Raw genomic sequence first — 19,518 nt, 5'->3', positions numbered from 1 at the left:
CCAGCCATGACGCTTCTGATCCTTGGACTCCTGCTGTGGTGGGCGGCGCATCTGTTCAAACGCGCCGCGCCGGATGTGCGCGCCAATCTGGGTGACCGCGGCAAGGGCTATGTCGCGCTGGCGCTTGGCGCCGCGCTGGTGCTGATGGTGATCGGCTACCGGGGCGCCGAGTTCATGCCGGTCTACACACCGCTGCCGGGCATGGGCCATGCCAACAACACGCTGATGCTGATTTCGGTGTTCCTGTTCGGGGTCGGCGGCACCAAGGGCACGCTTTACCCCAAGATGCGCCACCCCATGCTGTGGGGCACGGTGATCTGGTCGGTGGCACATTTGCTAGTGAACGGCGATGTCGCCTCGCTGGTGCTGTTCGGCGGCATCGGCCTCTGGGCGCTGGTGGAAATGACCGTGATCAACCGCACGCCGTGGCAGCGACCGGCACCGGTTCGCGGGATCAAGGGTGACGCGATGAACCTTGTGGGAACCTTGGTGCTCTTCGGGCTGATCGCCGCGATCCACATCTGGCTCGGCTACAATCCATTCCTGGGGAACTACGGATGAAAATGAAACTCTATCGCCTGCTGACCGAAGACGACACATCGGCCTTTTGCCACAAGGTCAGCCTTGCCCTGTCCAAGGGATGGGAGCTGCATGGCGGGCCGACCTATGCCTTTGATGCGGCGCGCGGCGTGATGCGCTGCGGACAGGCGGTGGTGAAGGACGTCCCCGGGGACTATCACCCCGACATGAAGCTGGGAGAGCAGTGAATGAAGACCAACCCGGGCCGGTTCTTCGAGGAGTATCGCATCGGCGAGGTGATCGACCATGCGGTGCCACGTACCGTCTCGGGCGGGGAACGCGCTCTGTATCACGCGCTCTACCCGGCGCGGGGGGCGCTCTATTCGTCGGACGCTTTCGCGCAGGCCTGCGGGCTGCCGCAAAGCCCGCTGGATGACCTGATCGCTTTCCACACGGTGTTCGGCAAGACCGTGCCCGATATCAGCCTGAACGCGGTGGCAAACCTTGGCTATGCCGAGGGCCGCTGGCTGGCCCCGGTCTACCCCGGAGACACGCTGCGCGCGCAGTCCGAGGTGATTGGACTGAAGGAGAACTCGAACGGCACCTCGGGGAACGTCTATGTGCGCACCCGGGGCCTGAACCAGCGCGGCGAGACGGTGCTGGAATATGTGCGGTGGGTGATGGTGCGCAAGGCGCGCGCCGACGCTCCGGCGCCCGAACCGGTGGTGCCGACGCTCGCCAAGGTCGTCGTGCCCGCCGATCTGGTGGTGCCGGAGGGGCTCACCTTCGAGGGCTACGATTTCGCGCTGGCGGGAGAGCCGCATCGCTGGGGCGATTATGCGGTGGGCGAGCAGATCGACCATGTCGATGGCGTGACCATCGAGGAAGCCGAGCACATGATCGCCACGCGCCTGTGGCAGAACACCGCCAAGGTGCATTTCGACGCCACCTTCCGGCCGGATGGACGGCGGCTGATCTATGGCGGCCATGTCATCAGCCTGGCGCGGGCGCTGTCCTTCAATGGCCTCGCGAATGCTCAGATGATCGTGGCGCTGAACGGCGGCGCCCATGCCAACCCGTGTTTCGCCGGCGACACCGTCAAGGCCTGGTCCGAGGTGCTGGACAAGGCGGAGACTTCAGCGCCCGGCGTCGGCGCGATCCGGTTGCGGCTGGTGGCGACCAAGCAGGGCGCGGAGCCGTTTGCGCTGCGCGGGACAGATGGCAAGTATCTGCCCGAGGTGCTGCTGGACCTCGACTATTGGGCGCTGATGCCGCTCTAGGCGCCGCCCTTTTCCGCGATCCAGCGGGCGATGGCGGGCCAAGCCTCCTGCAGCGCTGGCGCGCCGATGAAGAGGCCGAGGTGATCGGCGGGCAGGCTCTGCTGCACGATCTCGGCCTCTGGCGTGCCCAGCAGGGCGGCGGCGGCCAGCACCTGCGCGGCGGGGGCGATGTCATCGGCCTCGCCCGCCAGCAGCCAGACGGGGCAGGTCACATCCCCCAGCGACAGGGTACGCCCCAGACCGGCAAAGCAGCCCCGCGCCAGCTGGTTTTGCTGGAACAGCTCTTCGATCACCTGCAGGTAATAGCGGCCGGGCAGGTCCAGCGCGGCGTCGATCCAGCGCTGGAAGGCGTCGTTGCGGGACAAATCTCCGTCGGCGGCGAAGTCGCGGTGCAGCTCCAGCATCCGGCCGAGGTAATGGCCGGGATGCAGGGTCTTCCAGCTCTCCATCAGGTAGCGGCCGGACATCCGGCCCTGCCCCATGCCGACCAGTTGGCGATAGACTCCCAGCGGCAGGCTGTTGGCCAGCAGCCCCGGCCCACCCGGCCCCGCCGCCGTGTCGATCGGCGCGCCAGCCAGCACGAGGCTGCGCACCTTCTGCGGGAAGCGCGCCGCATACATCGCCGACATCCAGCCGCCCTGGCAGATGCCGACCAGATTGACCGCGCCGCCGAGGGACTCAACTGCCGCGTCCAGATCGGTGAGATAGGCGTCGATACCCAGATCGCGCATCGGATGGGTCGCGGTCTTCCAGTCGGTGACCAGCACCCGCTGCAGCCCAGCTTCCAGCAGAACCTGCACCAGGCTCTGCCCCGGCGCCAGATCGACCAGCGTGGGACTGTTACCGGCATGGGGCGCGGCGATCAGGACCGGCACAGCAACCCCCTCCGATGCCGAGAAGTCGCGCAGTTCCATCGTGGCAAGGTCGAGCGCCACGCGGTTCGGGCTCGACCAGTCCGGCGGCGGCCGCGCCATCATGCCGGCGGCTGCGGCGGCGAAGCTGAATTCCTTGTGCCACGCGTCCAACCAAGCTGTGGTGAGGGCGGCCCCGGTGGCTGCCGGCCAGAACAGAGCCGACATATCGGCGAAACCGGGCCGGTCTTCGGGCTTGTGCGTCACGCGCGATCCTCCCGTGCCGGGTGCTGCCGGGCCGGGCCGCGGTTGCCCGCGGCACCTGACCTGAGTCTAGCATAGTCCGCTGCCATCCCGTCCAACAACGCGGCGGATTGACCGCTTCAGCGGACCGCCGCCGTCCCTGCCCAGCCGCCCGACGTTAGCGCAAACTGTGATCACGCGCTGAAAATTTGTGATCACAAACCTGACTTTCTGCGCTGCAATACCCGTGGTCAGCCGCTTTGAAAGCATCGGGGGCGTGACTTGCCCGAAAAACCCGCTATTGAATATCGGGAAAACAAGCCCGCCCGCCGACATCTCCGACGGGTTGCCAGACACAGAAGGAATCCATCATGGCTGAGTCCAACCGGGTCATCCGGCCGCTCTCCCCCCACCTTCAGGTCTATCGCCCGCAGCTGACCTCGATTACCTCGATCCTGACCCGGATCACCGGCAACGGTCTGATCGTGGGAACGATGCTGTTCGTGTGGTGGCTGGCGGCGGCGGCGGCAGGCCCCGAACAATTCGCCACCGCCAATTCGGTCGTCACCTCGTGGTTCGGCGATCTGGTGCTGTTCCTCTCGCTCTGGGCGGTGGCCTACCACTACCTGGCGGGGCTGCGGCACCTGATCTGGGATTCGGGCCATGGTCTGGACATTCCGACGGCCGAGAAGCTTGGCTGGGGCGTCGTCATCGGCTCGGTCGTGCTGACCGTGCTGGTTGTGATCGTGATCTGAGGGGGCTGACATGCGTTACCTGACCGACCGCAAGCGCGCCGCAGGCAAGGGCGCCGCACATACCGGCACCGAGCATCACTGGTTCATGATGGTGTCGGCCGTGGGGCTGGCCTTCCTGATCCCCGCCTTCGTGATCGCCTTCGGGCGCGCGCTTGGCGGCTCGCATGAAGAGGTTCTGGCCTTCTTCTCGCGCCCCTTCATCGCCATCCTCACCGGCCTGACGCTGGTCGCCTCGATGCGGCACTTCGCCAAGGGCGCGACGACGATGATCGAGGACTATGCACAAGGCACAACCCGCAAGGCGCTGATCATCGGCGCCATTTCGCTCTCCTGGGCGGTGACGGCGACAGGGCTGTTCGCGCTGGCGAAGATCGCGCTCTGAGGCAAGGACGAAGACAAATGGCAGCTTACGATTACGAGACGCATATCTATGACGTCGTGGTGGTTGGCGCCGGGGGCTCTGGCCTTCGCGCGACACTGGGCATGGCGGAACAGGGGCTTCGCACCGCCTGCGTGACCAAGGTGTTCCCGACCCGGTCCCACACCGTGGCAGCCCAGGGCGGCATCGCGGCCAGCCTTGGCAACATGGGCCCCGACAGCTGGCAATGGCACATGTACGACACCGTCAAAGGGTCGGACTGGCTGGGCGATACCGACGCGATGGAATACCTCGCGCGCGAGGCGCCCAAAGCGGTGTATGAGCTGGAGCATTACGGCGTGCCGTTCAGCCGCACCGAAGAGGGCCGCATCTACCAGCGCCCCTTCGGCGGCCACACCACCGAATATGGCGAAGGCCCGCCGGTGCAGCGCACCTGCGCCGCCGCCGACCGCACCGGCCACGCCATCCTGCACACGCTCTATGGCCAGTCGCTCAAGCACAACGCGGAATTCTACATCGAGTACTTCGCCATCGACCTGATCATGGAGAATGGCCGCTGCACCGGTGTTCTGGCGTGGAAGCTCGATGACGGCACCATGCATGTGTTCAGCGCCAAGATGGTCGTGCTGGCCACTGGCGGCTATGGCCGCGCCTATTTCAGCGCGACCTCGGCCCATACCTGCACCGGTGACGGCGGCGGCATGGTCGCCCGCGCGGGCCTGCCGCTGCAGGACATGGAGTTCGTGCAGTTCCACCCGACCGGCATCTACGGCTCGGGCTGCCTGATCACCGAGGGCGCCCGCGGCGAAGGCGGCTACCTGACCAACTCGGAAGGCGAGCGGTTCATGGAACGCTATGCGCCGACCTACAAGGATCTGGCGTCGCGCGATGTGGTCAGCCGCTGCATGACGATGGAAATCCGCGAGGGCCGCGGCGTCGGCGCCGACAAGGACCACATCTACCTGCACCTCAACCATCTGCCGCCTGAAACGCTGAACGAGCGTCTGCCCGGCATTTCCGAAAGCGCCCGGATCTTTGCCGGCGTCGATCTGACGAAAGAGCCGATTCCGGTGCTGCCGACCGTGCATTACAACATGGGCGGCATCCCCACGAACTATTGGGGTGAAGTGCTGAACCCGCAGCCGGGCAACCCGGATGCGGTGTTCCCGGGCCTGATGGCCGTGGGTGAGGCCGGTTGCGCCTCGGTCCACGGGGCCAACCGTCTGGGCTCCAACTCGCTGATCGACCTCGTGGTCTTTGGCCGCGCCGCCGCGATCCGCGCCTCGGAAATCGTGAACCCGGCCGATGCGACCCCGGCGCCGAACAAGGCCAGCATCGACGCAGGCCTTGCCCGCTTCGACGCTGCCCGCCATGCCTCGGGCGCGATCCCGACCGCGGACCTGCGACTGGAGATGCAGCGCACCATGCAATCGGACGCGGCGGTGTTCCGCACCGACAAGACGCTGGCCGAGGGCGTCGAGAAGATGATCGCAGTGGCCGGCAAGATGGCCGACATCAAGGTCACCGACCGTAGCCTGGTGTGGAACAGCGACCTGATGGAAACGCTGGAGCTGCAGAACCTGATGCCCAACGCGCTGGCCACCATCGTGGCGGCCGAGGCGCGCAAGGAATCCCGCGGCGCCCATGCGCATGAGGATTATCCCAGCCGCGACGACGTGAACTGGCGCGTGCACAGCCTCGCCCATGTCGATGGCGCCCAGGTTACGCTGTCCAGCCGTCCGGTGCATCTGGATCCGCTGACCACCTTTGATGAGGGCGGGATCGACCTGAAGAAGATCGCGCCGAAGGCCCGGGTGTATTGATGGCGCTGCGGCCGGGATATGTGCTGGCGCTGGCGGGGCTTGCCCTCGCCAGCTGCGGCCCGATCCCGGTCGGGCAGGCCGAATCCGTTTGCGCCGGGCGCTTTGCCTCGGCGCCACCAGTCTCGGCCACTGCCAAGGCGGGGGTGTCGTCGAGCGGCGGCACCGTCACCGATTTCGAGGTGGACTTCGCCCCCAGCGTGACCTTTGGCGACCCGTCGGCGGCCTACACCTCGTGTGTGGTGCGCAAGTCCGGCGAATACCCGACCCGCCCGCTTTACACTCGTGGCGCCGCGCCATGACCCGCAGGCCGATGCCCCCCTGCCCCGCAGATGCCAGACCTCCGGCCAGCACCCGCCTTGGCCGCCAGAACCCCGGAATGACTGGAAGGGAAACCTAGCAATGGTTCAGTTCACACTTCCCAAGAACTCGAAGATCCGCGTCGGCAAGACCTGGCCGAAGCCCGAAGGCAAGAACGTCCGCAAGTTCAAGATCTACCGCTGGAACCCCGATGACGGGGAGAATCCGCGGGTCGATACCTATTTCCTCGACATGGACAAATGCGGCCCGATGATCCTGGACGCGCTGATCAAGATCAAGAACGAGGTCGACCCGACCCTGACCTTCCGCCGCTCCTGCCGCGAGGGGATCTGCGGGTCCTGCGCGATGAACATCGACGGCATCAACACGCTGGCCTGCATTTATGGGCTGGATGAGGTGAAGGGTGACGTCAAGATCTACCCGCTGCCGCATATGCCGGTGGTCAAGGACCTGATCCCCGACCTGACGCTATTCTACGCGCAGCATGCCAGCATCATGCCCTGGCTGGAGACCAAGACCAACCAGCCCGCGAAAGAGTGGCAGCAGTCGATCGGCGACCGCAAGAAGCTCGACGGGCTCTATGAATGCGTGATGTGCGCCTGCTGCTCGACGTCGTGCCCCAGCTACTGGTGGAACTCTGACCGCTACCTCGGCCCGGCGGCGCTGCTGCACGCCTATCGCTGGATCATCGACAGCCGGGATGAGGCGACGGGCGAGCGTCTGGACGACCTCGAAGATCCGTTCAAGCTCTATCGCTGCCACACGATCATGAACTGCGCCAAGACCTGCCCCAAGGGCCTGAACCCGGCCAAGGCGATTGCCGAGATCAAGAAGATGATGGTCGAACGGGTGGTGTGATCCACACGCCGGTCGGCTGACAGGGCCCCTGCCGCAAGGCGGGGGCCTTTTGCAATTGGACGGTTCAGCCCGGGGCCGCTCAGACCGGCCTGGGCGATATGCGCATCAGGTGAGGCGCCATCCATGCAATTTCCCGGCAAGCCAACCCCGCCACGCCCACCCCGGATTTTCGGCCTTGTTTCCCGGTTATCTCCCCCCTATACGCATCGGCGGAGCTGTGGCCGAGTGGTCGAAGGCACACCCCTGCTAAGGGTGCAGACGGGGAACCGTCTCGAGGGTTCGAATCCCTTCGGCTCCGCCAAACTCCCCACCCGATTGTGACCTAAGCGACTGAAATTGCAGGGATTTTTGAACTTCACGCCCTCAATGCCGCCGATATTGCCCCACATTTTGCCGCACAAATTGCCGCACCGCCCCGCTTGTGCGGTTGCCGGCATCTGTGCCATGACTGCGACATGCACCTGATCCTTCGCGGCTCCACCTACTACCTGCGCAGACGTGTTCCCCGCCGATATGAGTCGGTGGAGGCCAGGAAGACCGTGGAAATCAGCCTGCACACGGATTCTGAGAGGGAAGCCAAGGCTAAGGCGCTGGTCGCGTGGGATCAGATGCTGGGGGCATGGGAAGCGCGCCGCGACGGCGACAGTTCGGATGCTGAAGCACGGTTCGAGGCGGCGCGCGATTTGGCGCAGCGGCGAGGGTTTCGATACATGCCCGCCGCGAAGGTCGCCAAGCTGCCCGAAGAAGAGTTGATGCGGCGAATTCAAGCGATCCCGGAACGAAACGGCGAACCGGACAGGATCGAAGCTGCGGCAGTCCTTGGGGGCGCTGTGGAGCCGCCGATCACGGTTTCCCGCGCGCTTGAACTGTTCTGGACGCTGGCGAAGGATCGCACCATCGGGAAGAGCGCGGATCAGCAGAGACGCTGGGAAAATCCCCACAAGAAAGCGATCAAGAATTTCATCGCAGTTGTCGGTGACAAAGCTATCCGCGACATAACCGGCGACGACATGCTGGACTTCCGGGTCTGGTGGACGGAACGACTCGAGACAGAAGACTTGGTGCCCAACAGTGCGAACAAGGACCTGATCCATCTCGGCAACGTCTTGAAGACGGTAAACAAGCTGAAGCGGCTCGGGCTGGTCCTGCCCTTGACCGATCTCAGCTTCAAGGAAGGCGAACAGGAACAGAGACCGCCGTTCAGTGTCGCGTGGATCAAGGATCACCTTCTGAAGGAAGGCGCGCTGGCGGGGCTGAACACGGAAGCCCGCTGCATCCTGCTTGGCATGGTGAACACCGGATACCGACCAAGCGAAGGTGCTGCCCTGCTGCCCGCCCATATCAGGCTGGACCAAGATGTTCCGCATATCTCGATTGAGGCTGAGGGGCGGCAACTGAAGTCGATCTATGCGAAGCGGGTCATCCCCCTTGTCGGTGTCAGCCTTGAAGCATTCAAGGAATTGCCCAAGGGCTTCCCGCGATACCGGGAGTCCCCCGCCAGCCTGTCCGCAACCGTGAACAAGTTCCTGAGGGAAAATCTGCTGTTGGAAACGCCGCAGCATTCCATGTATTCCCTGCGCCACGCCTTCGAAGACCGGATGCTTGCAGCGGGTGTTGATGATCGAATTCGCCGCGATCTGTTCGGCCATCGCCTGACACGCGAAAGGTATGGCAACGGGGCTACGCTGGAACATCTGCATGAGATTGTTCAGGCCATCGCGCTCTGACGCGCCGCAATAGCCCGCGCTCTGGCGAGGACATCCCCCTTGGACTCGGCCTCGGCAATCATCAGCTCGAGTCGCTCGAAGACGGGCACATACACCGGGTCCACGATCACCAGTTTGGCGACCTTGGCATGTGCAGCGCGCAGTTCTTCAAGGTTGCATGGCATCGGGCCAGTCCTGAGGCAAAGAAGGGGCACCCGTCGCGGAAGGTCCGCAGCGGTGCGAGGGTTCAGAATTTCGGGGGAGGTGCCGCCCCGGTCGCAGAGGGATCAACCGGGGCGGCGATACACGGCGGGACCGATTCCGCCGTGTATTTCAGAAGCTGCCGTTCAAGCGCAGTCGGACGGCAGCAGTGGACGCGGCGGCGGCTTCAGTCGCCACGCCGATTTTCGTGTTCCCGCTGGCGGTCGAGGTCGCAAGCTTGGTGGTGTCGTTCCAGTAGACCGCAGCGCCAACCGCGAATTCATCAGCGCCGACCTTCACCAGATCGAACACGCCAACAGTGGCGGCATCGACTTCTGCCCCTTCGGCGGCATCACCACTGGCAATCCCGAAGATCAGGCCGGATTTCAGACCGCCACCCGAGAGAACGGCATAGGGCGCTGCGATTGTCAGGGTATTTCCCGGCTGCACATAGTTTTTCATTTCAGACTCCTTTACTGGTCTGGAAGCGGATGATCGAAGAGCGGCGAACGCTGGCATTGCTGATTTCGGCTTCCAGCGCGGCAAGGGCTTTCGCCATTTCGGAGTCGGATTTGAACTCGATTTCCTCGCCGTTCTGATCGCGGACTCGCCGGGTGCCGCTGTAACGCGCGCGCTTCAGCTTGTCCCGATACGCGGTCAATTCTGCCAGCGTTGCCATGATTAGACCCCCGCGTTGCGGTAGGCGCCGCGGTGATCGACAGCGCCGCAGCCGAAGTCCAGGACCACCCGGAATTCACGGCCCAGGACTTCCCAACCATCGCGGCTGGACAGTTGCGGACCGGGTGCCGACGACAGATAGGCATATTCCAGCACCGGGGCCGTTGCGGGATCGGCGAACACATACCAGGCAGTGGTGGTGATGCGCGGCTCCACCAGCAGCGTCAGCTTGCCGCCGAAGGGGTTCACATCGCCGGTCGTGGTGGCATTGATGGTCGCCAACAGCTTTTCCGCCGTGGTTTCCAGCGCAGGACCGACCAGCAGGAATTTGGGCACGACATTGACCGGAGTCTTGCCGTCGAGTCCCTTTTGGGTGCGAAGGGCGAGCCGGGCGGCGGAGAGCGAGGTTTCCGAAAGGGCCGCCCCGGCAGCGGCAAGGTTGCCATGATCTGCGTGGAACAGGTTGACCCCATCGCCCAGCTTCACCCCGCCACCCGCGTTGACCGTCAGCAGGGCCATAAGCTGCTTAGCTTCCGTCTCGGCGGCTGCCCGGCCCATCATTTCGCTCCAGCGGCCAAAGCCCCCCAGATCATCATTGATGATCGCCTTGCGGGACAGCGCGAAGGTGCCGCCGAAGGTATCCAGCGCATAGCCCTCTTTCGCTTCGCCAGTCGTCATGGCTTTGATCTCGCCGGACTCCGTGACCTTCTGAAGCCCGCTGAATTCGCCCAGCTTCAGAATCGAGGTTGCCCGAAAGTCGGACATAGTGCGCTGCCGGGCCAAGGCTTTCAGCGGGCTTTGTGCGGCCTGATAGCCGCTCGCCAGAACGCGGTTGCCGCTGGCGGTCAGCAGTTCGGGGAAATCAGAGGTCCCGTGCATGGCGCGGGTCATCACCTCTTCAGCGCCAAGGCTGCGGACAGCCACGCCAGCGGTCGCCAGAGCCTCACGGGCGAAGTCCTGAAGCCCCATCGCCATGAAGGGCCGGGCAGCCTCGCTGGGGGCCTCCCCGGTCATCCGGCAGGCCAGCGCCTCGGCCCGGCGTTCCCGGAGGAACGCAACCATTTCCTCATCGGTTGCCCCTGTCTGAAAACGGAGTCGAACCGGCTCGGGCTTCGCAGCACGGATCGCGGCGGCTTCATCGCGGCCAGCCTGGCGAATTTCATCATCGCCGATTTCCTCGCCCGCCTCTTCCATGCGAGTTTGGAAATCCTCGGGCAGGTTGTGAGCCGCCCGAACACGCTGGATCAGCGCGGCGCGGCCATCTTCGATATTGTCTTTCGGCACGGCGGCCTCCTGTTGTTGCCGCACACCCGAATTCGGATCGGCGGGATTGCTGGTTAGAGTCACTTCGCGCGGCACGACGCTGCCAGCGGTTCTGATCCGCTGCGCGCCCTCCCGGCGTGTTATCCATCCGGTCGCGCGGTAGCCGATGCTGACACCATCCAAGGTTCCGTCTGCGATCCGCTGCCCGATTGGGGCAACATCTTCGGCAGCACTGAGTCGAATGGTGGCGACGATCTGCTGATCCGCGCGCCGGATGGACTCCGTTCGCCCCAGGATCGCCCGCACCGTGCCGGTATTGTGCGAGTCCAGGAGGGGCAAATTCTGGTTGCTGAGGTCGAACGCTTCAGCAGGAAGTATTTCGAGATACGGGCCTTGTGCATCATGGCGCAGCACCGGAGTCTCGGTGGCGATCACGGCTTCAAAGGTCCGGCTCTGCGCATCATAGGAATTCTTGCGGAATTCGACGCTGCGGATCATGTCTTCAGGCATCTGATTTCCCCGCGAGATTCAGGATTTTCGTTTTCAGGCGAACCGCTCTTGCATCATCCCGCGCCCATTTCTCGCCGGTTTCGGGATTAATAATGACAGACGCCTTGTGGATATCAGCGGTCATCCTGACCTGTTGCACAGGCTGCACTTTCCGTTTTGCGGCGCGTTTAGCCATTTGATTTCGCCTCCGGCTTCCAACCTTCAGCCTGCAATTCGGCGTCAAGGTCTGCCAGTGCCCAACCCCGTTGCGCCACCAGCTTCCGACGACTGGTCAATCCGGCTTTCAATTCGGCAATATCGGCGTTCACCTGCTTCTGCGGGTCCACCTGCATTGCCGCTGGCATGATCCATTCCGCACGATAGGCGCGCGGGTTTGTCTCGTAATCGGGCGCAGCGATTTCCCCAGAAACGACGCCATGCGCGACAACACGATTCCAGATCGGATTCAGAAGTTGCGGAACAAGGACGTGATACTGGACTTGCTCCATACGTTGCCTGAACGGCAGCAATCCAGCGCGCAAGCTGCTGTAATTCGCGTCCGACAAATCGCCGTCCAGCATGTGCGACGGAATTCCCAAACCAGCGGCAAGCTGGCGCAGCCCATGTTTCAGCAGGGGTTCAACCTGCTGGACCTGCCCCGGCGCGGCGAATTTGATGTCCCAGCCGCCACCGAGTCGAACAAGCGTTCCCGGCTCTAGGCTAGGCTGGGACTCCCCGTCGAACGGATCGTCCCCACCGACTGCGTTCTGATTGGTGATAAACCCGGCGAACATCGCTGCCACCTTGGCACCCATTGCCAGCGCATCTACCAATTGATCCAGTTCATTCGCCGGAAGGATGATCGAGGCCAGCCACGAAACCCCGCGAACCTGCCCGGCTCCAATCGGTTTGTAAATATGGAGGATTTCCGAAGCGGGGACTCTGATCGGATTTCCGGTCGTCGCAAATACATCTGTCGGACGGTTCGGTAGGATGTAATAGGCGGCACGGGTGCCATCGGCGTTGAATTCCACGCCAGATACGATGAACCGACCATCGCTCAATTCCCGTGTCATGGCTTCATCAAGCAGTTCCGCCGGGATCAGGCGAACACGCGGCCCCTCGGGCGCGTCGATGATTTGCAGGACGGCTTCACCATCCACGATCATCGACAATACCACTGCGGCCACCAAACCGCGAACGTCTGTCCGGCCTTCCGCGTCTGCGGAGTCGGCCCAGACATTCCAGTAGGCTACGGCGTCAGGGTTGCCGGTAGGCTCGATGCCTGCCCCGACCATCGCGCCCACGATGTTCGCAGTCGCATTGGCGATCCACGGGTTGTTCGCGGCCTGATACCTGGCGCGGTTGCGGAGCGTTGGCCCCGCCAGCACGGTTTCACTGCCAACGCGCCCGAAGCTGCCTATGCCGAAACCCCGGCGTCCACCCGCGGCCCCGTCGAAGCGACGAGTCTGCATCGGGGCGCCGTCGCGGCGTCGGAAGGGGTTTCGGAACGGGAAGGCCATGCTTACACCGGCAGCAGCGGCGCGATCAGGCGCGATGCAGGGATGCGAAGGGTTCCGAGTTTGCCGCGAAGTTGGACCGCGTAGGAATTCGGATCGTCCAGCCATCCCGCCCAGGTCACATGAACCCGAAGGCTGCGGCGCAGCGGCGTCACGGCATCCAGTGCCACAACGATTTCCCACGCATCGCCGACTTCCGCGCCGCGAATGATGGCATCGAGTCCGCTTATATCAACATACTCGGGACCACCGCCGAAGGTCGTCGGGTAGTCGTCAAGCGCGGCGGCGAAGCACGACATTTCGGGGGTCGTGAACCCGTGATCGGCAGAATTCAGAAGAATTGCTGCGCGGATCATATCCCGGCGCTCATAGTCGTGCGGGCTGTTGATATGGGGGCCGGGAGTTCCCGGAATATGAACGCGAAATGCGGGGTTTTTCAGTTGGTTCTGAATAACGAATTCAGGAACGTTTCGAAACTCGGCAAGGATCGGGAAAAAGTCGGCGTATCTCATTGCTGCATCCTCCTATTGGGGTTGCAGCCCTTATTGCGCGCGAATCACAAGTGACGCAAGAGCTTATTCACCAATTGCCTATTGTCATTCAGGTCAAGTGAATTCCGATTTTAATTCCGTTTTGAATTCTATTTTCAGTTCTATCCTGAATTCACCTTCGAAGCGGGATTGCTGAGACGCGGACCTTCTTTTCCGCATTCGGCACCCCCGCCCTGTTTAGCTCTTCAACTATGGCGTCATAGATCGGCCAGGGATACGCGGTTGGGCCTATAATAACCTCCTCCAGCAATTCCGGTAAAGTAGCTCCAATATGGCCCTCATCCGGATAGTTTTCTAGGTTCAGCGTATAAATTCTTTGGGGAACGCCGGAAACGCATCTTATGGAAGACTTGATCTTGTCCGAGAACTTTCCGGTCAAAGAAAATTTCGGCGTGTAGATAACGCGCCACTCTCTTTCCTCCCAGAAGCCTGGGTGTTTGGTCGACAGCGCCGCAAAGTGAAGCGCCGAAACAAAGCTATGTATGACTGCCTCTCGATCCACATAGCTCAATATGTGCTTGTATTTCTCAACACCCTCTACAACCCTCAGAAACTGCGGCTTGAATGTTTCGATATCCGCATACAACACCGGACTTGTGTATGCGTTTAGCGCATCGGATTCATTGATGAACGGGCTATTGTTAAAAACAAAGGCCACATTTGTGCTGCCTCCGTAGGCCCGCCACATTGAAAGGCGCCCATACAACTCCTCTCTATTGTCTGAGTTTCCGTGCTCGCTTATGGAAATCATGTAACTATCCAAACCACGAAGACTATCCGATTCCTGAAATGTCTCCCAAATCTTGTCAAAGGTTCCGGCCCAAACAGAGTTCAAGGCCGATTTCAGCCTTCCGCCAACACTAGGGTCGTCCCACGCCGCCCGAATGCACTCGTGACCGTGCTGCACCTCAGAGAAATCGTTCATCACGTTTGTATTTCTCAACCAAACACTTTTTCCGGATATTATGTTTAGGGCGTTTTCGGCGCTCGTGTAGTGAGAGAATTTTATGTTGGCTCTTCTCAAGTTGTCCATTTTCTCACTCGCACAAGGAAAGAAGATTTCCTTATACATTTTGACCATATCCGGATTTTCCCAATCCATCTGCATCTTCAATTCCCGTTCAACCACTTGCTCCGAACCACCCTAGGAGCCTTTTTCAAAACTGTCACTGATGCGAGTTCGGCTTCCCTCATTTCGATCTTCTGTCCGATCAGTTGCCGTGCAGCCCATGCGTAAACCGTGGCATCCAGCGTTTCCGCCTTCTTACCCACTGCCCGCTCAAATCTCACCTCCGGGCGGCCTCGGACGTAGCGCATCACCCGCCGCTCCGAGGTTAGTTGCTCGAAGTAAACCGCTTCAAGCGCGTTGCTGAACCTCACGCCCTTCCCCCGTGCGAGCCGCTGGAACAACTGCGACTTCACCGCATCGACTCCCACCAGCCACAACGGTGATTTCGATCCGCTCCGCTGAAGGAAAGCCCGCGAAAATCCGTGTGCACCCTTGATGCTAACTACCCGCCGCCCGAAACGGGATCGAGTGAAGCCGTGAACGATTTCCGTGTGCCCGCCGTCGCCGGAGTCGATGCAAGCCGCGTCAATCTTCATCGTGCCGCCGTGGGGATGCTGGAATGTCTCCCCCAGGAGGGAGTCCAGGTCGAGCCAAACCGCTTCCCCGTCCACCGGCCCCCAAAACACCCTGTGATCCAGAACGAACAATTCGGCTTCGCTGTGCCCCATCACCACCACCTCTAGCCGATCATCCTGAACATCGATTCCGGCAGTGAGCCAAAGAACCTCGGGCGGGAGGGCGGCGAGGCTAAAGGCTTCCCGGCGCTGGAACAGATCGGACTCCGACAGGTCATCGCCCTCGGTCTTCCACGGCTCACCTAGCGTGAGGTTCGTAAAGGCCTGCAAGGTGTCGGGGCTGCGCTTTGCCTTGATGAACTCTGCCGCCAGCTTGCCCCAGCGGGCGTTGTGGTGGGGGCTGACGAGGGCGTTGATGCGGAACCCGGCATGGCCCGTCACCTCGGGCGCTGTGGCCCGCCAGCGGCCCTGCTGCACCATCCTCGCTTTGTGCCGCTCTTCGATCACGCAGCCGCAGTTCGGACAGTTCCAGGCTGCCTTGTCTGGCTCGCCCTCGGGCCACTCGATATTCGCCCATCGGATTTCCGAGAATTCCTGACACTCCGGGCATGGCACCTCATAAATCCGCTTGTCGCTTTGATCGAAGAGCCGCGTTGCCGGGCCATAGTCGAAAACCGGCGTCGAACCCGCGATGATCTTCCGATCCCGGAAGGTGAGTGTTCGCATCGTAGCCAACTCGATAGGATCGCCCTCCTGCGATACCTCGAACCCGTCGATTTCATCCATGATAAGGATTTTCGCGGTATGCCGCCTAAGGTTCCGTGGGGATTTCGCAGCCACATACTTGATCGAACCGCCGGGGAAGCGCCGGTTCAGCATGGTTGAACGCCCGCTTTCGTCCGCTTCATCCGACAGCAGCCCGCGCAGCACTGGCGAGGCCTCGAACAACTGTTCGATTTCCACCGACCAGTCGCGGGCATCATCGGCAGTGGGTTGGACCGCCAGCATCGGACAAGGTGAATTCGCAACAAAACTGGCGATCACACCATTCAGCAACGCGGTATATCCGATGCGCGCCGATTTCAGAACCGTTATCCTTTCGATTCCGGGATCGTCAATCACATCGCAGATACCGCGCTGATAATTCCACAGCTTCATCTTTCCGGGCATCGCGGATGCGGTCTGCGGCAGGAAGATATTTGCTTCGATCCAGTCTGCCAACGCCATATCTGCGGGCGGTTTCAACGCTTGCATTGCGTTGCGCCGGATCGCCTTAATACTCGAATTCATCGACCTTCCCTTTCGCAAGAGCCTCTAGCGCAGCTTTGATTTCGCGCTCCAATTCGGCGAGATCATGGGGCGTCAGATGCGGCAGGCTGCCGCCAACTCTAGCGGGAACTGCTAAAATTGCCGATCTGACATCGCGCAAGATGCTGGACCATTCGCGTTCCACCACCAGCGAGTCCACTAGATCGCCTTGCGCCTTCGCATTTGCCAGTTCCAGTTTTTCGGCGGTTGCCTTCTGAACCCGCAACTTTTCCGCATCCAATTCCGGGTTGCTTTTCGATGCTCCCCCGGCATGAACTGCTCTGTCCCGAAGCGCGCTCAAATATTTCTGGACCGACTTCTGCACGTCATAATATTTTCCATCCTTGACAAAAACACCGTCCCGATATTTCTGTCGGACAGTGCCGGATGACACGCCAAGCCATGCCGCGAATTCTGATTCCAGCATTAACGCCGGAATATTTTCGGAAATATCAGGCATAACTGACTCCCCTATTTTTGATAATTTCGGAAAAGCATGAAATGGGGCGGTCGGAGCCACCCGCATCACATATCCCCAAGAGGGACCCATTGCTCGGATATCCATTAATTATCCACGAAGCATTTAATTGTGAATATCTGGACATGGCAGGGTGGCGACAGGCGACATCCCTAAGGGTCTTGTCGCCGTCTGTCGCCTGATCCCGCTGCCGCTTGTCGTGGGTTGATGTGGCGACAAGAAGCGACATGTCGCCAGTTGTCGCCGTCTGTCGCCGATCAATATTCATAATCATCCTCGAAATCTGTGGCACAAATCGGCTCATGTTTCCTGCGGATCGAATATATATCGCCGCTCTGGACGATTATTTTTCGCTCCAACAAATCCTTAACCGCCCGAAGAAATGCTTGTTGTCGGGATTTCAGGTTTTCCGAGGCTGAGACTTCCCGGCCCGAAGTGCAGGCTTCGCGCCACGTCTGCACCGAAACTGGCTGCCCCAGGCTCTTCAACTCTTCCAGGGCAGCAGCAGCGGGACGCGGGAGCGAGCGTTCGCGCGGTGGCTGCCCTGCGGCATCATCGGCATATGCAGCCCGGATTTCGTCGCCGTCTTCGTCGTGACCCAGGACTCGTGTCTCGATGCCGAACGCTATGGACAGATCGCATGTGCCATTGCGGTTCTTCGTCGGCCTGGCCTGCACGAACTCCCCTTCTCTAGTCAGGTGCAGCGACATGTCCAGCGCGCCGTTCAGGATCGAATGGCCCCGCGGCAACCCGTCTTTCGCCTTGGTGTCATGGTGGATCAGCACCACCGCAGCGCCCCATTTCGTCAGGGATCGCGCCGCAGCGACCACGCGCCCCATTGATGCGGCGTCATTCTCTTCCAGCCCGCTGAAGGCCATCGCCAATGTGTCGATCAGGATTAAGCGGGTGCCGCGATCCTTCACCACCCGGCGCAGCGCCTTCACGTTGTTGGAGTCCAGGAGGTTGCCCAGGCCCTCCACAATGCCGAAGTCGGGGGCATCACCATGCAGGTCATAGAGGGCTGCCACGCGATCCTTCATGCCGTGGGCGTCTTCAGCGGCGACATAGAGGACTCCGCCCTGCCGCACCTTCAGCCCGAAGACCGGCAGCCCTTGCGCCACCGCATAGCCGATCCTTGGGGCCAGCAAGGATTTCCCCGCACCAGGCGCGCCAATGATCGCGGCAATATCGCCTTCCGCCAATAGACCCTTAACGACATAAGGCCGCGATCCCCGGCGATCCCTGCATTCCTCTGGCGAAACGATCTGGAGGCCGCGCGGCAGTTCGGCTTCGGTTTCATTGTCATCTTCGAAGTCTTCGGCGGTTATATCGGACCAGCCATGTCTTCGGGCTTCCGCCAGAAGTGTTGACGCAGTAATTCCGTTTTGCTTCTTGCGGAAGGAACGCCAAGCGGACTCCGTTTTGTCGGCATCATAGGACTCATGTTCCCGCGACCATTCTTTCCAGGCTATGAGTCCTTCCCGACTTCCACCCGTGGCTGCATGAACCGCCATTCCTACGCGTAGCCAGTCATCACGACTGCCGTATTCGTCGCCATCATTCGGGCAAGCGTTCAAGGCATCACGAACCTGATCTATCGGCAGTTCTGCATTGTCCCCCCGGTTGATTTCCGACTCTTCGGGGATCAATTCCTCGGGGAACTCGGGAAGTCCTATTGCTGTTTCCATCGACAGATTCAGGGCATCCCGAATATTGCCGTAGAAAACAACATATCCACCTTCAGCGCGAACATCGACTCCACGGGCAATTTTGTCGGCACTCGATTTCAAGCCTTGGCAATGGCTGAAATAGATATGCGCGCCGCCGCTCGGGGTTTCCTGCATGAAACTCGAAAGCTGGGAATACTCGTATCCCAAGTTCTTGAGGGCGCGATATCCGTTCTTGAATTTCCCTTTCTTCCAACCGAAATCCAAGTCAAGGACGGAAATTTCGTTTGTGGTTCCAGTTGGAATTCCGATTAGCGCATCGGGCCAATTCCTCCACCATGCCTTGATCTGTTTGGGACTGGCCGATGCAGTCTTGAAGCCGCCTTTCACCAATGGGCGCTTCAGGTGATCGCAAGGAAAGAGGCTGATTCCGGCTTCGCAAAGGGTCAGGGCTATTGCTCTTGCGCCTTGATTCGTGATTATATCTGTCTTGAGCATTGGCTTGATCCCCGATGTTTCGTAATCCATACCTTGGGGCAGTCCTTCTGGACTGCCCCTTTTTACGTCCATCGCGCTTCGTTATTGCGGGCTGCTGCACAGAGCCTGTTGAAGAGCGCGCGGGACTCGTCTTCCCCGAATTCGTCGGTGTCGCCATAAGACCGGGGCGCGCTGAAGAGAATTCGGGCCGTGCAGCCAAGATTGAGACGATGGACGGCAGCCAGCAGAAGGCCACTGGCTGCCGGGCCGTTGAGGGCAGCCTCTGTGGGAGTCGCTCGCCGGATCAGGTGGAGGCGGTGCGGGAACCTGGCGAAGAAGCGGTCATCGACGCGCCGTTCCTTATCCAGCTTGCGCATGATCTTCGGTTGAATATATGAACCCATTTCCATCTGCATTTCGGCCCTCATTTCTTTTCCTATTTCCATCTCGTCGCATCACGGTATATTAGCGATTTGACGAATCGGTGTATTAGGTTTATCACTTCCCAAATAATTAAAATAGCTCGGAGGCTTTGGATAATGGGGCGTGGCTGCAAGGGATTCGAACCTT

General features: G+C 61.2%; 22 protein-coding genes and 1 tRNA gene. 10 read left to right on the top strand and 13 right to left on the bottom strand.

What is annotated here, in order from left to right; all coding sequences use genetic code 11:
- The first annotated feature begins 6 nt into the window (after positions 1 to 6).
- The 3 genes from Q8S30_RS14405 to Q8S30_RS14395 are packed head-to-tail and all read left to right on the top strand — an operon-like array spanning position 7 to position 1,799.
- Positions 7 to 561: an NnrU family protein gene (locus Q8S30_RS14405; protein WP_305666722.1), complete on the top strand. Its 555-nt coding sequence runs from the start codon at positions 7 to 9 to the stop codon at positions 559 to 561.
- A 2-nt stretch (positions 562 to 563) separates the two neighbouring features.
- Positions 564 to 767, top strand: a complete 204-nt coding sequence (locus Q8S30_RS14400) for a DUF1737 domain-containing protein (protein ID WP_305666721.1) — start codon at positions 564 to 566, stop codon at positions 765 to 767.
- A complete protein-coding gene (locus Q8S30_RS14395; protein WP_305666720.1) occupies positions 768 to 1,799 on the top strand; it encodes a MaoC family dehydratase in 1,032 nt (343 codons plus the stop codon).
- Here the strand turns inward: Q8S30_RS14395 and Q8S30_RS14390 are convergent.
- A complete protein-coding gene (locus tag Q8S30_RS14390) occupies positions 1,796 to 2,917 on the bottom strand; it encodes an alpha/beta fold hydrolase (RefSeq protein ID WP_305666719.1) in 1,122 nt (373 codons plus the stop codon). The two genes, Q8S30_RS14395 and Q8S30_RS14390, sit on opposite strands and share 4 nt — an antisense overlap.
- A 347-nt stretch (positions 2,918 to 3,264) precedes the next feature.
- On the opposite strand from Q8S30_RS14390, the gene sdhC reads away from it, so the two are divergent.
- From sdhC to Q8S30_RS14355, 7 genes are all read left to right on the top strand, one after another.
- Positions 3,265 to 3,648, top strand: a complete 384-nt coding sequence (sdhC, locus tag Q8S30_RS14385) for a succinate dehydrogenase, cytochrome b556 subunit (protein ID WP_305666718.1) — start codon at positions 3,265 to 3,267, stop codon at positions 3,646 to 3,648.
- A 10-nt stretch (positions 3,649 to 3,658) separates the two neighbouring features.
- Complete coding sequence (gene sdhD, locus Q8S30_RS14380) at positions 3,659 to 4,030, top strand: succinate dehydrogenase, hydrophobic membrane anchor protein (RefSeq protein ID WP_305666717.1); 372 nt, start codon at positions 3,659 to 3,661, stop codon at positions 4,028 to 4,030.
- A 17-nt stretch (positions 4,031 to 4,047) separates the two neighbouring features.
- Positions 4,048 to 5,850, top strand: coding sequence for a succinate dehydrogenase flavoprotein subunit (gene sdhA / locus Q8S30_RS14375; RefSeq protein WP_305666716.1), 1,803 nt, complete (start codon positions 4,048 to 4,050; stop codon positions 5,848 to 5,850).
- Positions 5,850 to 6,149 (top strand): hypothetical protein, encoded by a 300-nt coding sequence (locus Q8S30_RS14370; protein WP_305666715.1) that lies wholly within the window; start codon positions 5,850 to 5,852, stop codon positions 6,147 to 6,149. Before sdhA ends, Q8S30_RS14370 begins: the two co-directional genes overlap by 1 nt.
- 100 nt (positions 6,150 to 6,249) lie before the next feature.
- Positions 6,250 to 7,026: a succinate dehydrogenase iron-sulfur subunit gene (locus Q8S30_RS14365; protein WP_305666714.1), complete on the top strand. Its 777-nt coding sequence runs from the start codon at positions 6,250 to 6,252 to the stop codon at positions 7,024 to 7,026.
- A gap of 211 nt (positions 7,027 to 7,237) precedes the next feature.
- A tRNA-Ser gene (locus Q8S30_RS14360) sits at positions 7,238 to 7,327 on the top strand.
- 154 nt (positions 7,328 to 7,481) lie between these two features.
- Entirely contained in the window at positions 7,482 to 8,753 is a 1,272-nt protein-coding gene (locus Q8S30_RS14355; protein ID WP_305666713.1) for a DUF6538 domain-containing protein, read from the top strand.
- Here Q8S30_RS14355 and Q8S30_RS14350 read toward each other — a convergent pair.
- The 12 genes from Q8S30_RS14350 to Q8S30_RS14295 all read right to left on the bottom strand — a co-directional run bounded on the left by Q8S30_RS14350 (position 8,735) and on the right by Q8S30_RS14295 (position 19,364).
- Positions 8,735 to 8,917, bottom strand: a complete 183-nt coding sequence (locus tag Q8S30_RS14350; RefSeq protein ID WP_305666712.1) for a hypothetical protein — start codon at positions 8,915 to 8,917, stop codon at positions 8,735 to 8,737. The two genes, Q8S30_RS14355 and Q8S30_RS14350, sit on opposite strands and share 19 nt — an antisense overlap.
- Positions 8,918 to 9,065: 148 nt before the next feature.
- A complete protein-coding gene (locus Q8S30_RS14345) occupies positions 9,066 to 9,395 on the bottom strand; it encodes a DUF2190 family protein (RefSeq protein WP_305666711.1) in 330 nt (109 codons plus the stop codon).
- Position 9,396: 1 nt separating this feature from the next.
- A complete protein-coding gene (locus tag Q8S30_RS14340; protein WP_305666710.1) occupies positions 9,397 to 9,612 on the bottom strand; it encodes a phage head-tail joining protein in 216 nt (71 codons plus the stop codon).
- A 2-nt stretch (positions 9,613 to 9,614) separates the two neighbouring features.
- Positions 9,615 to 11,384, bottom strand: coding sequence for a prohead protease/major capsid protein fusion protein (locus Q8S30_RS14335; protein ID WP_305666709.1), 1,770 nt, complete (start codon positions 11,382 to 11,384; stop codon positions 9,615 to 9,617).
- A complete protein-coding gene (locus tag Q8S30_RS14330; protein ID WP_305666708.1) occupies positions 11,377 to 11,559 on the bottom strand; it encodes a hypothetical protein in 183 nt (60 codons plus the stop codon). The genes Q8S30_RS14335 and Q8S30_RS14330 overlap by 8 nt, the downstream gene beginning before the upstream one ends.
- A complete protein-coding gene (locus tag Q8S30_RS14325) occupies positions 11,552 to 12,886 on the bottom strand; it encodes a phage portal protein (RefSeq protein ID WP_305666707.1) in 1,335 nt (444 codons plus the stop codon). Before Q8S30_RS14325 ends, Q8S30_RS14330 begins: the two co-directional genes overlap by 8 nt.
- Positions 12,887 to 12,888: 2 nt before the next feature.
- Positions 12,889 to 13,395: a hypothetical protein gene (locus Q8S30_RS14320; protein WP_305666706.1), complete on the bottom strand. Its 507-nt coding sequence runs from the start codon at positions 13,393 to 13,395 to the stop codon at positions 12,889 to 12,891.
- Between the two features lie 151 nt (positions 13,396 to 13,546).
- On the bottom strand, positions 13,547 to 14,542 hold the full coding sequence (locus Q8S30_RS14315) for a DUF2971 domain-containing protein (protein WP_305666705.1): 996 nt from the start codon (positions 14,540 to 14,542) through the stop codon (positions 13,547 to 13,549).
- 2 nt (positions 14,543 to 14,544) lie between these two features.
- On the bottom strand, positions 14,545 to 16,308 hold the full coding sequence (locus Q8S30_RS14310) for a phage terminase large subunit family protein (RefSeq protein ID WP_305666704.1): 1,764 nt from the start codon (positions 16,306 to 16,308) through the stop codon (positions 14,545 to 14,547).
- A complete protein-coding gene (locus Q8S30_RS14305) occupies positions 16,292 to 16,786 on the bottom strand; it encodes a hypothetical protein (protein WP_305666703.1) in 495 nt (164 codons plus the stop codon). The genes Q8S30_RS14310 and Q8S30_RS14305 overlap by 17 nt, the downstream gene beginning before the upstream one ends.
- 275 nt (positions 16,787 to 17,061) lie before the next feature.
- Positions 17,062 to 18,999, bottom strand: coding sequence for an AAA family ATPase (locus tag Q8S30_RS14300; protein ID WP_305666702.1), 1,938 nt, complete (start codon positions 18,997 to 18,999; stop codon positions 17,062 to 17,064).
- A gap of 32 nt (positions 19,000 to 19,031) precedes the next feature.
- Positions 19,032 to 19,364, bottom strand: a complete 333-nt coding sequence (locus Q8S30_RS14295) for a hypothetical protein (protein ID WP_305666701.1) — start codon at positions 19,362 to 19,364, stop codon at positions 19,032 to 19,034.
- Between the last annotated feature and the right edge of the window lie 154 nt (positions 19,365 to 19,518).

Origin of the sequence: Frigidibacter sp. (genome assembly GCF_030695035.1) — a bacterium.
In the GTDB taxonomy this organism is placed as follows: domain Bacteria; phylum Pseudomonadota; class Alphaproteobacteria; order Rhodobacterales; family Rhodobacteraceae; genus Frigidibacter.
The sequence above is the reverse complement of the archived record's forward strand: the minus strand, read 5'-3'. Positions and strand labels throughout refer to the sequence as shown.

Excerpts from the sequence above, each read along its gene's own strand:
- Q8S30_RS14405 (WP_305666722.1), top strand. The coding sequence starts at position 7 with ATGACGCTTCTGATCCTTGGACTCCTGCTGTGGTGGGCGGCGCATCTG.
- Q8S30_RS14400 (WP_305666721.1), top strand. The coding sequence starts at position 564 with ATGAAACTCTATCGCCTGCTGACCGAAGACGACACATCGGCCTTTTGC.
- Q8S30_RS14395 (WP_305666720.1), top strand. The coding sequence starts at position 768 with ATGAAGACCAACCCGGGCCGGTTCTTCGAGGAGTATCGCATCGGCGAG.
- sdhC (WP_305666718.1), top strand. The coding sequence starts at position 3,265 with ATGGCTGAGTCCAACCGGGTCATCCGGCCGCTCTCCCCCCACCTTCAG.
- sdhD (WP_305666717.1), top strand. The coding sequence starts at position 3,659 with ATGCGTTACCTGACCGACCGCAAGCGCGCCGCAGGCAAGGGCGCCGCA.
- sdhA (WP_305666716.1), top strand. The coding sequence starts at position 4,048 with ATGGCAGCTTACGATTACGAGACGCATATCTATGACGTCGTGGTGGTT.
- Q8S30_RS14370 (WP_305666715.1), top strand. The coding sequence starts at position 5,850 with ATGGCGCTGCGGCCGGGATATGTGCTGGCGCTGGCGGGGCTTGCCCTC.
- Q8S30_RS14365 (WP_305666714.1), top strand. The coding sequence starts at position 6,250 with ATGGTTCAGTTCACACTTCCCAAGAACTCGAAGATCCGCGTCGGCAAG.
- Q8S30_RS14355 (WP_305666713.1), top strand. The coding sequence starts at position 7,482 with ATGCACCTGATCCTTCGCGGCTCCACCTACTACCTGCGCAGACGTGTT.
- Q8S30_RS14350 (WP_305666712.1), bottom strand. The coding sequence starts at position 8,917 with ATGCCATGCAACCTTGAAGAACTGCGCGCTGCACATGCCAAGGTCGCC.
- Q8S30_RS14345 (WP_305666711.1), bottom strand. The coding sequence starts at position 9,395 with ATGAAAAACTATGTGCAGCCGGGAAATACCCTGACAATCGCAGCGCCC.
- Q8S30_RS14340 (WP_305666710.1), bottom strand. The coding sequence starts at position 9,612 with ATGGCAACGCTGGCAGAATTGACCGCGTATCGGGACAAGCTGAAGCGC.
- Q8S30_RS14335 (WP_305666709.1), bottom strand. The coding sequence starts at position 11,384 with ATGCCTGAAGACATGATCCGCAGCGTCGAATTCCGCAAGAATTCCTAT.
- Q8S30_RS14330 (WP_305666708.1), bottom strand. The coding sequence starts at position 11,559 with ATGGCTAAACGCGCCGCAAAACGGAAAGTGCAGCCTGTGCAACAGGTC.
- Q8S30_RS14325 (WP_305666707.1), bottom strand. The coding sequence starts at position 12,886 with ATGGCCTTCCCGTTCCGAAACCCCTTCCGACGCCGCGACGGCGCCCCG.
- Q8S30_RS14320 (WP_305666706.1), bottom strand. The coding sequence starts at position 13,395 with ATGAGATACGCCGACTTTTTCCCGATCCTTGCCGAGTTTCGAAACGTT.
- Q8S30_RS14315 (WP_305666705.1), bottom strand. The coding sequence starts at position 14,542 with ATGCAGATGGATTGGGAAAATCCGGATATGGTCAAAATGTATAAGGAA.
- Q8S30_RS14310 (WP_305666704.1), bottom strand. The coding sequence starts at position 16,308 with ATGAATTCGAGTATTAAGGCGATCCGGCGCAACGCAATGCAAGCGTTG.
- Q8S30_RS14305 (WP_305666703.1), bottom strand. The coding sequence starts at position 16,786 with ATGCCTGATATTTCCGAAAATATTCCGGCGTTAATGCTGGAATCAGAA.
- Q8S30_RS14300 (WP_305666702.1), bottom strand. The coding sequence starts at position 18,999 with ATGGATTACGAAACATCGGGGATCAAGCCAATGCTCAAGACAGATATA.
- Q8S30_RS14295 (WP_305666701.1), bottom strand. The coding sequence starts at position 19,364 with ATGCAGATGGAAATGGGTTCATATATTCAACCGAAGATCATGCGCAAG.